This window comes from Olsenella sp. An290, from assembly GCF_002159535.1.
GTDB lineage: Bacteria > Actinomycetota > Coriobacteriia > Coriobacteriales > Atopobiaceae > Thermophilibacter.
This window is the reverse complement of the sequence record NZ_NFIU01000012.1, coordinates 39,968-54,813: the sequence shown is the minus strand read 5'-3', so window position 1 is coordinate 54,813 and position 14,846 is coordinate 39,968. Positions and strand designations below refer to the sequence as shown.

Genomic DNA, 14,846 nt, shown 5'->3' with positions numbered 1-14,846 from the left:
GGGGGGTGCCCGCGTCGAGCCGCAGGCGCCCGGCCTCCTCCTCGGTCGCGCTCACGGCGCGGATGATGCGGTGGAAGCTCGAGATCTTGAGCCCGAGCGTGTCCTGGACGAACGAGTAGACGGAGTGGTAGAGCTGGTCGCGCTTGAGGCCGGGCGTTACGTCGATCGGCATGTAGGTGTACTCAATCGTAATTGGGTCGTCCTCAAGGCGGCGCGCCCGGCAGAAGTAGTAGGTGAAGTCGTCGGGGGAGATGCTCAGGTGCCGCGCGACGCTCTCGGGCGGGTTCGTGACCGAGAAGTCGTAGACCACCGAGCTCACGCTCCTCCCGCGCGCGCTGTGCGAGGCGGTGAAGCCGATCGGCTGGTCGGGCCTGGTGAACCCGAACGTGTCCTCCCGCGTGCCGTCCTTGCCCACGAGCAGCGGGTCGACGCCCCCCGTGTCGAAGAGCTCCGTGGTGTTCTTCACGTAGGTGCCCGACCCGCGCTTGCTCGCGATGAGGCCCTTCTCGGTGAGGATCTCGAAGGCGCGCTTGACGGTGATCTTGCTCACGCCGTAGCGGTCACAGAGGTCGACGACCGTCGGAAGCTTGTCATTGGGCGCAAGGTCGCCGTCCTCGATACGGTTCTGTATATCCTGGGCAATCGTCTCGTACTTGAGCATGGCAGCCTCCCTCGTGCTTCCTGCGGTCCTCGACGCGCTCCGCGAACGGTCTTGTTTCGCCCGCGAGCGGTTTGATTTTGCGGCCAGGCAAAAGGGCGCGGGTTCGTGCGCATTGCGCCCCGTCGGGCTGGTCGGCTGTAAAACCCCAGCTCATCGACGTGGTTCTCGTCTGACGTAATCCATTATCTTCCTTTGTTCCCGTCTTTGTCGGCAATAAATCCGCTACATAGAGAAAATAAGAGCGCTACAATTCAACTAACAAAGCGCGACAAATGGTCGCGCGAAGACGAGCGAGGAAACGGAGGCGTCATGGCAGAACTGACCCTGCCCGAGAACTTCTTCTTCGGAGCGGCGATGTCCGGTCCGCAGACGGAAGGGGGCTGGAACGTAGGCGGCAAGCTTGAGAACGTGTGGGACACCTGGTCCAACGAGGACATCGAGGCGTTCTACAACCGCGTGGGCTCCTACGTGGGCAACGACTTCATGCACCACTACAAGGAGGACCTTGCCATCCTCAAGGGCCTCGGGCTCGACAGCTTCCGCACGTCGATTCAGTGGAGCCGCCTGCTCGATGCCGACGGCAACATCAACCCAGAGGGCGCGGCCTGGTACCACGAGCTCTTCCGTGCGGCGCGCGAGGAGGGGCTCGAGCCTTTTGTGATCCTCTACCACTTTGACCTTCCCACCTTCCTCTTCCGCCGCGGCGGCTGGGAGAGCCGCGAGACTTGCGAGGCGTACGCGAACTACGTCGAGAAGGCGCTCCACGAGTTCGGCAAGGAGGTCCGGTACTGGTTCACGTTCAACGAGCCGAGCGTCGAGCCCGAGAACCGCTACTGGCACGGTGGCTGGTACCCGCAGCACCACAGCTTCCGCGAGGCCGTGGTGGCGCAGTACAACATCTCGATCGCGCACGCGCTCGGCGTCGCCCGCTACCGCGCGGCGCGCGAGGAGGGCGCGCTCCGTCCGGACGCGCGGATTGGCATCGTGTGCAACTTCAGCCCCTCCTACACCAAGGAGGACCCGAGCGAGGCCGACCTCGAGGCGCTGCGCATGAACGACGGTCTCACCACACGCTGGTGGCTCGACCTTGCGACCAAGGGCAGCCTGCCCGCCGACGTGCTCGAGACCCTTGCCCGCCTCGGGACGCCGGTCCCGGCTCGCCCCGGTGACGAGGAGGTCCTGCGCTCGGGCGTCGTGGACTGGCTCGGCTGCAACTACTACCAGCCCTGTCGCGTGCAGGCGCCGAGCCGCGATCATGACGAGTGGGGCAATCCGCTCTTTGCCGAGCCCTACGTCTGGCCCGAGCGCGTCATGAACGAGAGCCGCGGCTGGGAGATCTACCCCAAGGGCATCTACGACTTCGGCATGAAGTGCCGTGACGAGTACCCCGACCTCGAGTGGTTCGTGTCCGAGAACGGCATCGGCATCGAGGGCGAGTACAAGAACCGCGACGAGAGCGGCCAGATCCAGGACGACTACCGCGTCGACTTCGTGCGCGACCACCTCGCCTGGATCGCCCGCGCGATCGACGACGGCGCCAAGTGCAAGGGCTACCACTACTGGGGCCTCATCGACAACTGGTCCTGGGCGAACGCCTTCAAGAACCGCTATGGCTTCGTTGAGGTCGACCTCATGGAGAACTACGACCGCAGGCCCAAGAAGTCCGCGGCGTGGCTCAGGGAGGTTGTCGCGACACACGTGGTGAAGTAGGTCCTTGGGCCGGACCGGGGGGAACGGTCCCGGGCTCCCTCCCCTCGGTTCGGCCATCGGATACACGTCCCCTAGAGAGGGGCGCGAAGGTACAGCTAATGTTTCCAATAGTTAGGAGGGAAAGACATGGCTAATGGACAAAGCTTCCTCGATAAATTCGCGGAAGTTTCCGCCAAGATTGGCAACCAGGTGCACTTGCGCAGCCTGCGCGATGGCTTCGCCACCATCATGCCGATCTTCATCCTTGCCGGCATCGCCGCATTGCTCAACAACGTGGTCTTTACGTTCCTGTGGAGCGCGGACCCGAGCAACCCCGGGCTCTTCCCGAACGCCGATGTGCTCGCCACGGCCCAGTACTGGGGCAACTCGCTCACGCAGGGTGCGCTCTCCATCTCAGCCATCCTGCTATGCGCTATGGTGGGCTACAGCTTCGCGAACAACAAGCGCTTCGACAATCCCGTCTCATGCGTAGTGGTGGCGCTCGCGGTCTTCTTCATCATGATGCCGCAGACGGTGGCTGCCAACCTTGCTACGTCATCGCCGCTCTACGTGGCCGAAGAGGTGACCACCGCTCAGGTCTCGAGCGCGTTCATCACCAACTACACGGGTACCAACGGCATGTTCACCGCCATCATCATCGGCCTGTTTGCGCCCACGCTCTTCATTAAGGTCTCGGGTGTCGAGAAGCTGCGCATCAAGATGCCCGAAGGCGTGCCGCCCGCGGTCGAGAAGTCCTTCAATGTCCTGATTCCGATGCTGCTTACCCTGGGCGCCTTCGGCGTGCTCTCGATGGTTCTCTACGCAGGCTTCCAGACTGACGTCACTGCTCTCATTAACACCTTCATCCAGACCCCGCTGCGAGCCCTCACCACCAACCCGATCGGCCTCGTGGTGATCTACTCGCTCGGTATGTTCCTGTTCACCCTCGGCATCCACCAGTCCACCATCAACGGCGTGCTCGTCGAGCCCGTCCTCACGGTCGTGCTCGTCGAGGCCACGAGCGTATATAGCTCCGGTGGCATCGACGCGGTCATCGCCCGCCCGGACCTGTGGCTCAATATGAACACCATCAACGTCTACGCGCTCTTGGGCGGTTCGGGCTGTACGCTGGCGCTGCTCATCGCAACGTTCATCTGGGGCAAGTGGCGCCCCTCCCGCGAGGTGGCCAAGCTCGGCATCCTACCTGCCCTCTTCAACATCAATGAGCCGGTCATCTACGGCTACCCGATCGTGTTCAACATCCCGCTCATGGTTCCGTTTGTGCTCAGCACCATCATCGGCATCCTCGTCGGCTACTTTGCCACGGTCATCGGCCTCGTCAACCCCACCTGCATCCAGGTGCCCTGGACCACGCCAATCATTGTCTCGGGCATCCTGTCCACGGGCGGCGACATCCGCGCCGCCATTCTCCAGATCGTGCTGCTCGTGATCTTCACGCTGATTTACCTGCCCTTCATGAAGGCGTCTGAGTCCGCGCAGCGCAAGCAGTTCGAGATGGCCTCCGAGAGCACCGAGAACTAGTCCCCCCTTGCGTGCGCGGGGCTCTTGGGCCTCCGCAACCCCCGGCAGCCTTTTCCGGACTCGCCCCCCCACGCGACCGTCGGACGCGAGCTGCTCGCCGAAGCGCCCGTCCCCGCGCACGCCCCCGTTCCACCGCCGACGTCACACATGCCGAACAGTGCTTGCTGGCGTTGGAAACCCATCCGGACCTCCGAGCGTCCGGAGCGCAAGGCCGCCCGCGGGCGGCCGGAAGGGAACCACCATGAAGAAGATTATGCTTTGCTGCAATGCCGGAATGTCCACGAGCCTCCTCGTGCAGAAGATGCAGAAGGAGGCCGCGAGCCGCGGCGAGGACGTCGAGATCGAGGCGCGCCCGATGAACGAGGCCATGGACCACATCAACGAGGCCGACGTCATTCTCCTCGGGCCTCAGATCGGCTATGCCAAGGGCGACTTCGAGAAGGCCGTCGACGGGCGCATCCCCGTGGCAGTCATCCCGATGGTCGACTACGGCCGCATGAACGCCCCCAAGATCCTCGACGACGTCAAGAAGATGCTCGGCTAATCAGCTAGGAGGCTGTGATGGAAGACATGGACGAGCTCGAGCAAATCTGCTTCGAGATCATCAGCTACGTGGGCACTGCCAAGTCCTGCTACGTCAACTCGATCGCCAAGGCAAAGGAAGGCGACTTCGACGCGGCTGACGAGCTGGTCAGGCAGGGTGACGAGGCGTACAACGGCGGGCATGAGGTGCACATGAGGCTGCTCCAGGCCGAGGCGTCCGGTGAGAGGAAGGAGACGCTGCCGCTGCTCCTCCTCCACGCCGAGGACCAGATGGCGAGCGCAGAGACCTGCAAGCTCATGGCGCTGAACTTCGCCGACGCCTATCGCGAGCTGCTCTCCCTCAAGGAGAAGCTCAACGCTTAGACGCAGCGGGGCGTGACTGACGGGCCGGGGTCGCCGAAGACGGTGCCCCGGCCTCTTTCTGTCTGGTAGCCTTTGGCAGGGCAATCCGTTTCCCTGATTGGGGGCCGCCATGGACTTTGCGAATGTCGACAAGCGCTTGCTCTCGCTCGCCGGCGCCACCAAGGCGCTTCACGAGAAGTGGGGCTGGATGGTGTACTGGGTGGGTGGCCGGCAGTTTGCCTGCGAGCTCACGGTCGCGCCCGACGCCAAGGCTCCCTATGCCGGGCGTCACCTGCTCTCGCTCAAGTGCGATCCCGACCGCATCCTGGAGCTGCGTGCCGAGTGGCCGGACGCGGTCCTGCCCGGCTACTACTCCGACGGGCGCACGTGGATCTCGGTGGACCTCGACGCCGACCTGCCTGAGGGGCTCGTGCTCGGCATCTGCGACCTGAGCTACAGGCTCGTTGTTGCCAAACTGCCCAAGCGCGTGCAGCGTGAGCTTGCCAGGGGGTAGTCCGCGCAACGATCTGTTGCTTGGCTCTTGCGCCGCCCCCCGGACAATGGGGGAGAAGAATCCGGATGAGAGGAGACGTCCCATGCTCATGCTCAAGGACGCGCTGTCCCTCCTGCGGCGCGAGCGAGGGCTCACGCAGGAGGAGCTGGCGCGAAGGCTCTACATAACCCGCCAGGCAGTCAGTCGCTGGGAGACCGGGTACCACTGAGCCCGGCATTGACATGATCAAGCTCATTGCCCGCGAGCTTGACGTCCCCGTGACGGCACTCCTCGACATGCCGGAGCACTACTGCCAGAGCTGCGGCATGATGTTCGACGCGCCCGGCCAGCACGGCCACGAGGCGGACGGCTCCGAGGTGGGTGACCTCTGCCGGTGGTGCTACGATGACGGCGCCTACGTCGAGGACGTCACGATGGACGAGATGATCGAGGACTGCGCCCCGCGCATGGCCAAGGCGATGGGCTGGACGGCGGACGAGGCGGCGTCGCTGCTCGGCGCGGTGCTGCCCACGCTGCGCCGCTGGTATGGGGGCGAGGCGCGCTAAGAGGAGGAGCGGGTGGTCCACAGTCGTACCCTCTACATTGACGCCGACGCGTGCCCGGTCACGCGCGAGGCCCTCGCCTGCGCGCGACGGGCGCGGGTGCCGGTGGTCATTGTGGGAAACACCACGCAGAACCTTGAACGGCACGTCCGACGGGATGACCCGCGCGGCCCCGAGCGGGCCCGCGGCCGCGATGCCAAGCACGGCGGGTTCTGGGTCGACGTGCTCGACGTGTCCGTCGGGGCGGACAGCGCGGACTTTGCCATCGTGGAGCGCCTGCAGCCAGATGACGTGGTGGTCACGCAGGACATCGGCCTTGCGAGCATGGTGCTGGGACGTGGGGCGGCTGCGATTGGCGTGCGCGGGCGCGTGTACTCAAGGGCGACGATCGACATGGACCTCTTCATTCGCCACGAGGAGAAGAAGGTGCGTCGCGCCGGTGGCCGCACGCGCGGGCCGGCAGCGTTCACGGACGACGACCGCGAGCGCTTCACCCGCAACCTCACCGACCTTCTTGGCAAATGATACGAAGGGACTGTCCCTTCGTATCATTCCACGACCACGCTCTTCTCGCCGCAGGGGAGGGCGCGGCCGATGACGGCGGCGGGAAGGCCCTCGTCGCGTAGGGCATCAACCAAGCGCTCCGCGTCCAACTCGGGTAGCGCTAAAAGCAGGCCGCCGGAGGTCTGCGGGTCGAAGAGCACGTCGGCGAGGTCGAGTGGCAGGGCGTCGTCGAGCGCCACGCGGGGGCCGAAGAAGTCGCGGTTGCGATAGGCCCCGGCGGGGATGAGCCCCATGGCCGCCATCTCGCGGGCGCGCGCCATGAGCGGCACGGAGGTGGCGTCCACCTCGAGCGTCACGCCCGAGGCCTCGGCCATCTCGCAGGCATGGCCCAGGAGGGAGAAGCCCGTGACGTCGGTAGCGGCGTGCGGCCAGACGCCCAGCTCGCGGGCGAGGCGAATCGGCGCCTCGTTGAGGGTGGTCATGGATTCCGTGGCCACGGCGAGGCCCGCCTCGTCGAGCAGCCCTCCCTTGTGCGCCGTCGTGAGGATTCCCGTCCCGAGCGCCTTGGTGAGCACGAGGGCGTCGCCGACCTGCGCCCCGCCGTTCTCCAGGCGCTCGTCCAGCTGCACAAAGCCCGTCACTGCGAGGCCGTACTTGGGCTCGTGGTCGTTGATCGAGTGGCCGCCCGCGACCACGCAGCCAGCGCGCCGGCACGTCTCGGCGCCGCCGGCAAGGATCTGCCCCGCGACCTCGATGCCCAGGCAGTTGGGGAAGCACAGGAGGTTGAGCGCCAGCGCGGGCCGGCCGCCCATCGCGTAGACGTCCGAGAGCGCGTTGGTGGCTGCGACCTGGCCAAAGAGGAACGGGTCGTCCACCATGGGCGGGAAGAAGTCCGTGGTGGCGATGAGACCGCGGCCGTCGCCGAGGTCCCACACGCACGCGTCGTCCGAGGCGTCAAAGCCCACCACGAGCTCCGGCGCGTCCAGGCGCGGCAGCCCGGCCAGCACGCCCGCGAGCTCGCCCGGCGCGATCTTGGCCGCGCATCCTGCGGCCTCCACGAGTTCCGTGAGCCTCACGCCCGCCATGTCCATGGTCTCTCCCGTCTTCACAAGGGCGCCCCGGACGTGTTCGGGGGCGTCCGGGGCGTACCGAGTCGTCGTTTTTCTCGCCAGTCGCTAGTTCTCGTCTGCCGCGAGGGAGGAGTCGCACTCCGCGCGCGTACGCTCGATGCGCCGGAGCAGGCTCTCCTTGTGCTCGTAGGTGTGCGAGCGCGCGATGTCGCCCGCCTCGTGCGTGATGAAGCGGAAGAAGTAGTGCCCGTCGAAGTCCTCGTAGATGCGGAACTTGGGCGTGGACTCGCGATCGAAGGCGTCGATCGTGCTGTCCTCGATCTCCGCGTTCTCGGCGGAAGCGCGCACGCACTCGATGCCGTGCAGGCACTCGTCCTTGGACGGGAAGATGATCGACGACATGAGGATATGACCGTTGGAGGCGCAGAGGTTGAAGCAGTAGCGACCCTCGTTCTCAACAACAACGTACTGTCCCATGGGAAACCACCACCATAAGCTCGCGGCGAACAGATTATTTCCTTACCCTACCGTGACATCTCCCGTACCGAGGCAACAACTACGCGGGCGGTCGGTTTTGCTCGGGGAGAAGGGACGCTTGGTCACGCGTCAGACTGCGAGCAGGAAAAATGGGGTAGTATCTCTGTACATCCCCCGAAAAGACGGGTCGGCGTGGTCGGGGGACGCGCCGGCCCACCAGGACGCGAAGGACCCCGGTCGCCGTGGCGGCCGGGGTCTCGTCGTGTCTGGGCGAGAAGAACCTCTCGCTATGACGTCTAGCGGGCCTCGCCGCGCAGGGCGGCGTCGCGACCGGCGTCGAAGGCGGCGAGGTTGGCATCCACGGTGGTCGGGGGCACGCAGGCGCGCACGGCGTCGCGCCAGAGCTCGGCGTCGAAGGGCAGCGCCGTGGAGAGCGCGCCCACGAGCACCACGTTGGTGGAGCGGGGCGTCCCCAGCCCGCGCGCGATCACGCCGGCGTCCAGCAGGTGGGCGCCCATCTCGCGCAGGCGCTCGTCCACGCGCTCGGGCATCGTGAAGTTGCCGATGTTCACGGAGACGGGCGTGATCTCCTCGTCGTTGACGAACATGGTGCCGCCCTCGGCGAGGTAGTGCTGGGCGCGCAGGGCCTCCACGGCCTCGAAGGCCACAACCACGTCGGCGCAGCCGTCGTCGCAGACCATGGTGGAGACGTGCTCGCCCAGGCGGATGACCGTGCTCACGGACCCGCCGCGCTGGCTCATGCCGTGGATCTCGGAGACCTTGACGTCAAGGCCCGCGCCGGCCGCCACCGTCGCGAGGAGCTTGCCCGCGAGGATCGTGCCCTGGCCGCCCACGCCCACGAGGAGGATGGTCTTGGTGCCGCTGAACTTCTCCATTGCTTACTCCTTCGTGATGCAGCCGAACGGGCAGGACTGGACGCACTGGTCGCACCCGACGCACTGCGTGGGGTCGATCACGGCGGTGCCGTCCTTGGCGCGCCCGAGGGCGGGGCAGCCGATCCGCACGCACGCGCCGCACGCACGGCAGTTGCGGATCGTGGGCTCCTTGCCGCGGCTGCGGTCGATGAGGCGGCACGGCGCCTTGAAGACGATGACGGAGAGGCGGTCGGTGGCGGCGGTGGCGGCCTTGAGGGCCGAGCGAACGGCAGCCAGGTCCTGCGCGTCCACCTCGACCACGTCCTCCACGCCCATCGCGCGGCACAGGGCGAGAAGGTCGAGCGCCTTGCCGGTGGGGTTGTCGAGCGGGCCGATCTTGTGCGAGCTGTCCGTGAGGGTGACGCCGTTCACGGGGTTGCCCTGCGTGCCGGTCATGGCCGTGGTGCGGTTGTCCAGGATGCAGAGGGTGCCGGTGCCGCCGTTGTAGATGGTGCCGAGCATGCTCGTGATGCCGGAGTGCGCGAACGTGGAGTCGCCGATGACGCCCACGACGGGACGACCCGTGCGCTCCTGCGCGCGGGCGAGCTCCATGCCGTGCGCCATCGAGAGCGAGGCTCCCATGTCGATGACCGTGTGGCACGCGCCGTAGGGCGCGACGGCGCCGAGCGTGTAGCAGCCGATGTCGCCGGTGACGATGGCCTTGAGCCGGCGCAGCTCGGTAAAGACCAGGCGGTGCGGGCAGCCGGGGCAGAACGCCGGCGGGCGCGGCGGCAGGTCCGTGGCGGGCGCGAGGTGCGCGGGCAGCGCCTCGCCGAAGGCCGCGCGGATGAGCTCGGGCTTGAGCTCGCCGGCTACGGGGAGGGCGCCGGCGGGCGGCTCGGCGAGCTCGATGCCGAGGGCGCGGACGCGCGAGGAGAAGTAGTCGCTCGCCTCCTCCACGACGTAGCAGGCGTCCACGGAGGCCGCGAAGTCCGCGAGCGCGCGGGCGGGCAGCGGCCAGGCAAGGCCGAGCTTGAACGTGGAGGCCTCAGGCAGCGCCTCGCGGACGTGCTGGTAGACGGCGCCGGCGCAGATGACGCCGATCTTCTCGCTACGGTGCTCGACCTTGTTGAACGAGCAGGTCTCGGCGTAGGCCTCGAGCGCGGCCTGGCGCTCGTCCACCACGGCGCGGCGCTTGACCGCGTTGGCGGGCATCATGACGTACTTGGGGATGTCGTCCGCGTAGTCGCGCGGGGCCACGGCCTCACGGGTGCCGGCGGGGGAGACGAGCGTGCGGGTGTGCGCGATGCGCATGGTCTCGTGCAGCATGACCGGCGTGTCAAAGCGCTCGGAGAGCTCGAAGGCGGCGCGGGTCATCTCGTAGCACTCCTGCGAGTCGGCGACGTCGAGGCAGGGGATGCGGCCGAAGGCGGCGTAGAAGCGCGAGTCCTGCTCGTTCTGAGACGAGTAGCAGGAGGGGTCGTCCGCGGCCAGGAGCACGAGGCCGGCGTTCACGCCGGTGGAGGCGGCGGCCATGAAGGGGTCGGCGGCAACGTTCACGCCCACGTGCTTCATCGTGACGAGCGAGCGCACGCCGGCGATGGCGGCGCCCAGGGCCACCTCAAAGGCGACCTTCTCGTTGGGGGACCACTCGCAGTAGACGTCCTCGTGGCGCACGAGGGCCTCGAGCGTCTCGGTGGACGGCGTGCCGGGATAGCCCACGCCCACGGCCGCTCCGGCCTCCCAGGCGCCCTGGGCGATGGCCTCGTTGCCGGACATGAGGTGCTTGTCCATGTCTCTCCTTTCCCGCGTGCAAAGGGGACAGTCGCTTTTGCACGCATACGAGGCGGCGTGCAAAAGCGACTGTCCCCTTTGCACGCCCCGTTTCCTAGCAGCGCATCTCGCGGGCGACGAGGGCGTCGGCCCCGTACTTGGCGCGCAGCGCCGGCTTCTCGATCTTGCCCGTGGGGTTTCTCGGCACGGGCGCGAAGATGAATCTCCGGGGCCGCTTGTAGCGCGGCAGCCCCAGGCAGAACCGCTCGAGGTCCGCCTCGGTGAGCGGGGCGGCGTCGGGCTTGAGCTCCACCACGGCGCACGCGATCTCGCCGAGGCGACAGTCCGGCAGGCCAATCACGGCCACGTCCTGGATGGCGGGGTGCCCCATGAGGTAGTCCTCGATCTGGACCGGATAGAGGTTCTCGCCACCCGTGATGATGACGTCCTTCTTTCGGTCCACGAGCCAGTAGAACCCGTCGGCGTCGCGGCGGGCCATGTCGCCCGTGTGGAGCCAGCCGCCGACGAGCGTCTCCGCGGTGGCCTCGGGGTCCTTGTAGTAGCACTCCATGAGGCCGGGGCCCTTGACGCAGAGCTCGCCGACCTCGTCGGTCGCGCAGTCGCGCCCGTCCTCGTCGATGACGCGGCACTCCCAGCGATAGCCCGGCACGCCGATGGCGCCCACGTGGTCGATGTTCTCCACGCCCAGGTGCACGCAGCCCGGCCCCATGGACTCGGAGAGCCCGTAGTTGGTGTCGTAGGCATGGTGCGGGAAGAGCGCGCGCCAGCGGCGGATCAGGCTTGCCGGAACCGGCTGCGCGCCGATGTGCATGAGGCGCCACTGGTCGAGGTGGTAGTTCTCAAGGCGAACCGTGCCCTGCTCAACGGCCACGAGGATGTCCTGCGCCCAGGGCACGAGCAGCCAGACGATGGTGCAGCGCTCCGCCGAGACGGTCTCGAGCACCGTCTTGGGCGAGACGCCGCGCAAAAGCACGCCGCGCCCGCCCACCATGAGGCTGCCCAGCCAGTGCATGCACGCGCCCGTGTGGTAGAGCGGCGGGATGCACAGGAACACGTCGTCGTGGGTCTGGCCGTGGTGGTGCTGCTCCATCTCGGCGGCCTGCGTGAGGCTCCGGTGGTGGTGCAAGATCGCCTTGGGGAAGCCCGTGGTGCCGGAGGAGAAGTAGATGGCGGCGTCCTCGTCCTCGGAGAGGGGGACGCGCGGGTCCGCGGAGGAGCACAGGCTCGCGAGCTCGCGGTAGCTCTCCGCCCAGGTGGGGCAGTCGTCGCCCACGTAGAAGAGGAGGCGCCCGGCCCGGATGCGCTCGGCGATCTCCTCCACGCGCCCGATGAACTCCGGGCCAAAGACGAGGATGTCGACGTCGGCCTTGTCGACGCAGTACTCGATCTCGTCGGCTGAGTAGCGGAAGTTGAGCGGCACCACGGTGGCGCCGCACTTGAGGATGCCAAAGTAGAGCGGCAGCCACTCGATGCAGTTGTAGAGCAGAAGCGCCACCTTGTCGTCCTTGCGCACGCCGCGGGAGAGCAGCAGGTTGGCAAAGCGGTTGGCCTTCTCGTCAAAGACCGACCAGGTCATCTCGCGGCGAAAGGGCTCGTCGTCGGTGGTCTCGACGAGGTCGTAGTCGCGCCAGGTGATGTGGCGGTTCTCGCGGCGTTCGGGGTTGACCTCCACGAGGGCGACCTCGTTGGGGTATTTCTCGGCGTTGGCGCGCAGCATGTCGACGATGGTCATGCGTCTCTCCCAGTTCAGTGACGTGTCGTTACATGATAGGCGCGCGGCGCCCGCCCGGAAGCGCCCGTCCGGCGAGTGGTAACGCGCCCGTGACGTGGCCCGGAGGGGCGGGCCCATCGAGCGCGCCGTCTCTCGGCCCGCCGCCCGGGTCCTGGGTGCCGTTCGGTTCTTGGGCTGCCGACCGGGCCCGTCCGCGGCGCCCCTTGGTCCGTCGCCCAGGCCCGTCCGCGGCGCCCCTTGGTCCGTCGCCCGGGCCCGTCCGCGGCGCCCCGAAGCTCCGGTTTTGGGTGGCCAGTTTGATATCGAATAACATTTGATGGTGCTTTCGGCCCGTAAAGTGGTCCGGACGCGCTGCGCGCTGTCCGACTCGCCGAATCCGGGGCCAGCGCGGCGGTTTTGGGTGGCTAGTTTGATATTGGCCGAGAAGAACGGACGATTTTGACGTCGAGTGCGATGTCCCGAAGCGGGTTTGGCAGGGTTTGGGCGGGTTGTTCTTCTCGCGAGCGCAGGGCTAGCGTGCACGGCGCCCTGCCATATAAAACCTAGCACCCAATACCGTCTGGGAATGTCGCGGGCCCGGTACCAGGGGCCGTCCGAGCTTGCCCGCCCGCCCCGCGCCCGCGACCCGCCCCGCGTGGCTCGGGCCCGTGCGGGCGCCTGTGCTATGCTCGACGGAATGGCCACGGACTCAGGAGGTGCCCATGCGACGGCTGCTCGTGGTGGAGGATGACGCGCGCATCCGCGACGAGCTCTGCGTGCTCCTGGAGCGCAACGGCTACGCGGCGCAGGCGATCACGGACTTTGCCGACACTGCCGGTCAGGTGCTCGCCGCGGCGCCCGACCTCGTGCTCCTTGACCTCAACCTGCCTGGGGTGGACGGGCAGTACGTCTGCCGGGAGGTGCGTCGGAGGAGCTCCGTCCCCATCATCGTGGTCACCTCGCGCGACAACGACATGGACGAGCTCCTCACGCTCTCCCTCGGCGCCGACGACTTCGTGCCCAAGCCCTACAACGACCAGGTCCTTCTTGCCCACGTGGCAACGGTCCTCAAGCGCAGCTACGGCGAGGGCGCGACCGCGGCGGAGATCAGCCATGGCGGCGTCACGCTGGACACCGCGCGCTGTCGCGTGAGCTTTCAGGGCCGCTCGGCCGAGCTCACCAAGAACGAGCTGCGCATCCTAGCGCTCCTCATGCGCAACGCGGGCGCCGTCGTGAGCCGCCAGCGCATCCAGGAGGAGCTCTGGGCCTCCGACGAGTTCGTCGACGACAACACGCTGACCGTGAACGTCTCCCACCTGCGGCAGACGCTCGCGCGGATTGGCGTGGAGGACTTCGTGCGCACCAGGCGCGGCATGGGCTATCTGGTGGAGTAGCCAGCGCCTTGCCGCCGCCCGTCGCCGGCGTCGAGAGGGGAGAAGAACGTGAGCTTCTGGTCCTACCTTGCGGACCGGGCGGTCCCGCTGCTCGTGCGGGCGGTGGCGCTCGCCTTCGTGGCGCTCGTCATGAGCGTCTACGGCGTCGAGGGCGCGGTCGTGGCCTTTGTCTGTGGCGTGCTCGTGCTCGCCGCCTTCGTGGCGCTCGTGCTGGACTGGCTGCACCGTCGCGGCTTCTACCAGCAGATCTCCGACGCGCTCGACTCCCTGGACGAGACCTACCTCGCCACCGAGCTCGTGGAGCGCCCGCACTTCCTCGAGGGCGAGCTCTTCTTTGACGCGCTCGACCGCGAGTCCAAGGCCATGCGCGACCGCCTCGCCGCGGCGCGCCATCGGCAGCGGGAGTACCGCGAGTACGTGGAGACCTGGGTCCACGAGATCAAGACCCCCATCGCCGCCGCGCACCTCGTGGCGCACAACAACCCCTCGCCGGAGGTCGACGCGATGGACGCCGAGGTCGGAGAGATCGAGGGCTACGTCGAGCAGGCGCTCTATTACTCTCGCGGAACGTCGCTCGACCGCGACTTCCAGATCAGGGAGGTCGCCCTCTCCGAGGTGGTGCGCGACGCCCTGCGCCACAAGGCCCGCACGCTCATCGGGGCGCGCGTGACGCCCGAGCTCGTGGACCTTGACGTCACGGTGCGCACGGACCCCAAGTGGCTCTCCTTCGTGATCGGCCAGGTGCTCGTGAACGCCGCCAAGTACCGCGCGGACGGGGAGGGGCGCGGCCACGTGCGCATCTTCGCGGAGCGCGACGAGACGGGCCTCGACTCGTGGGTCACGCGGCTCGCCATTGCCGACGACGGGGTCGGCATGCCCGCCTCCGATGTGGGGCGCGCCTTTGACAAGGGCTTCACCGGCGAGAACGGCCGTCGCTTCGCCCGCTCCACCGGCATGGGCCTCTACCTCGTCCGCAAGCTCTGCGCAAAGATGGGCGTCGACGCCTGGCTCGAGTCCGAGGAGGGCGTTGGCACCACCGTCTACCTCAGCTTCCCCGACATGGTTGATCGCGCGTGAGGCGGGGCGGGCCTGCGCGGTGCGGGGCCGACGGCGCGCGATGTAGGCGCCCGCCAACCTTACGAAAGCATAAGGCGGGGGTAAGCCCCTTCGATGGCGTCGCTCCTCCCG

16 protein-coding genes are annotated in these 14,846 nt (G+C 67.4%); 10 read left to right on the top strand and 6 right to left on the bottom strand.

Annotated elements, in window-relative coordinates; all coding sequences use genetic code 11:
* Nucleotides 1–661: GntR family transcriptional regulator (locus tag B5F84_RS07435; protein ID WP_087322353.1), on the bottom strand; the 661-nt coding region annotated here is incomplete at its 3' end.
* Nucleotides 662–970: 309 nt separating this feature from the next.
* On the opposite strand from B5F84_RS07435, the gene B5F84_RS07430 reads away from it, so the two are divergent.
* The 8 genes from B5F84_RS07430 to B5F84_RS07400 all read left to right on the top strand — a co-directional run bounded on the left by B5F84_RS07430 (nt 971) and on the right by B5F84_RS07400 (nt 6,358).
* Nucleotides 971–2,371, top strand: a complete 1,401-nt coding sequence (locus tag B5F84_RS07430) for a glycoside hydrolase family 1 protein (RefSeq protein WP_087322351.1) — start codon at nt 971–973, stop codon at nt 2,369–2,371.
* A gap of 126 nt (nt 2,372–2,497) precedes the next feature.
* Nucleotides 2,498–3,892 (top strand): PTS transporter subunit EIIC, encoded by a 1,395-nt coding sequence (locus tag B5F84_RS07425; RefSeq protein WP_087322349.1) that lies wholly within the window; start codon nt 2,498–2,500, stop codon nt 3,890–3,892.
* A gap of 241 nt (nt 3,893–4,133) precedes the next feature.
* Nucleotides 4,134–4,436 carry a PTS sugar transporter subunit IIB gene (locus B5F84_RS07420; protein ID WP_087322346.1) on the top strand — a complete coding sequence of 101 codons (303 nt, stop codon included), beginning with the start codon at nt 4,134–4,136 and terminating at the stop codon, nt 4,434–4,436.
* 17 nt (nt 4,437–4,453) lie between these two features.
* A complete protein-coding gene (locus B5F84_RS07415) occupies nt 4,454–4,798 on the top strand; it encodes a PTS lactose/cellobiose transporter subunit IIA (protein ID WP_204205533.1) in 345 nt (114 codons plus the stop codon).
* Nucleotides 4,799–4,907: 109 nt separating this feature from the next.
* Complete coding sequence (locus B5F84_RS07410) at nt 4,908–5,291, top strand: MmcQ/YjbR family DNA-binding protein (RefSeq protein ID WP_087322345.1); 384 nt, start codon at nt 4,908–4,910, stop codon at nt 5,289–5,291.
* A gap of 82 nt (nt 5,292–5,373) precedes the next feature.
* Nucleotides 5,374–5,499 (top strand): helix-turn-helix transcriptional regulator, encoded by a 126-nt coding sequence (locus B5F84_RS09700; protein ID WP_239378310.1) that lies wholly within the window; start codon nt 5,374–5,376, stop codon nt 5,497–5,499.
* 13 nt (nt 5,500–5,512) lie between these two features.
* A complete protein-coding gene (locus B5F84_RS07405; RefSeq protein WP_239378309.1) occupies nt 5,513–5,836 on the top strand; it encodes a zinc ribbon domain-containing protein in 324 nt (107 codons plus the stop codon).
* Between the two features lie 12 nt (nt 5,837–5,848).
* Nucleotides 5,849–6,358, top strand: coding sequence for a DUF188 domain-containing protein (locus tag B5F84_RS07400; RefSeq protein ID WP_087322343.1), 510 nt, complete (start codon nt 5,849–5,851; stop codon nt 6,356–6,358).
* Between the two features lie 23 nt (nt 6,359–6,381).
* Here B5F84_RS07400 and selD read toward each other — a convergent pair whose 3' ends face one another.
* The 5 genes from selD to B5F84_RS07375 form a co-directional block, all read right to left on the bottom strand.
* The gene (gene selD, locus B5F84_RS07395; RefSeq protein WP_087322359.1) at nt 6,382–7,422 is read right to left on the bottom strand and encodes a selenide, water dikinase SelD; all 1,041 of its coding nucleotides are present in this window, start codon (nt 7,420–7,422) and stop codon (nt 6,382–6,384) included.
* A 90-nt stretch (nt 7,423–7,512) separates the two neighbouring features.
* A complete protein-coding gene (locus tag B5F84_RS07390; RefSeq protein WP_087226158.1) occupies nt 7,513–7,884 on the bottom strand; it encodes a DUF1508 domain-containing protein in 372 nt (123 codons plus the stop codon).
* 296 nt (nt 7,885–8,180) lie between these two features.
* Nucleotides 8,181–8,780 (bottom strand): indolepyruvate oxidoreductase subunit beta, encoded by a 600-nt coding sequence (locus tag B5F84_RS07385; protein WP_087322341.1) that lies wholly within the window; start codon nt 8,778–8,780, stop codon nt 8,181–8,183.
* A gap of 3 nt (nt 8,781–8,783) precedes the next feature.
* A complete protein-coding gene (locus B5F84_RS07380; protein WP_087322339.1) occupies nt 8,784–10,553 on the bottom strand; it encodes a thiamine pyrophosphate-dependent enzyme in 1,770 nt (589 codons plus the stop codon).
* A 94-nt stretch (nt 10,554–10,647) separates the two neighbouring features.
* On the bottom strand, nt 10,648–12,285 hold the full coding sequence (locus tag B5F84_RS07375) for an AMP-binding protein (RefSeq protein WP_087322337.1): 1,638 nt from the start codon (nt 12,283–12,285) through the stop codon (nt 10,648–10,650).
* A 701-nt stretch (nt 12,286–12,986) separates the two neighbouring features.
* Between B5F84_RS07375 and B5F84_RS07370 the strand changes: the two genes are divergently transcribed.
* Nucleotides 12,987–13,658 (top strand): response regulator transcription factor, encoded by a 672-nt coding sequence (locus B5F84_RS07370; RefSeq protein WP_087322335.1) that lies wholly within the window; start codon nt 12,987–12,989, stop codon nt 13,656–13,658.
* A 48-nt stretch (nt 13,659–13,706) separates the two neighbouring features.
* On the top strand, nt 13,707–14,735 hold the full coding sequence (locus B5F84_RS07365) for a sensor histidine kinase (RefSeq protein ID WP_087322332.1): 1,029 nt from the start codon (nt 13,707–13,709) through the stop codon (nt 14,733–14,735).
* The last annotated feature ends 111 nt before the right edge of the window (nt 14,736–14,846 follow it).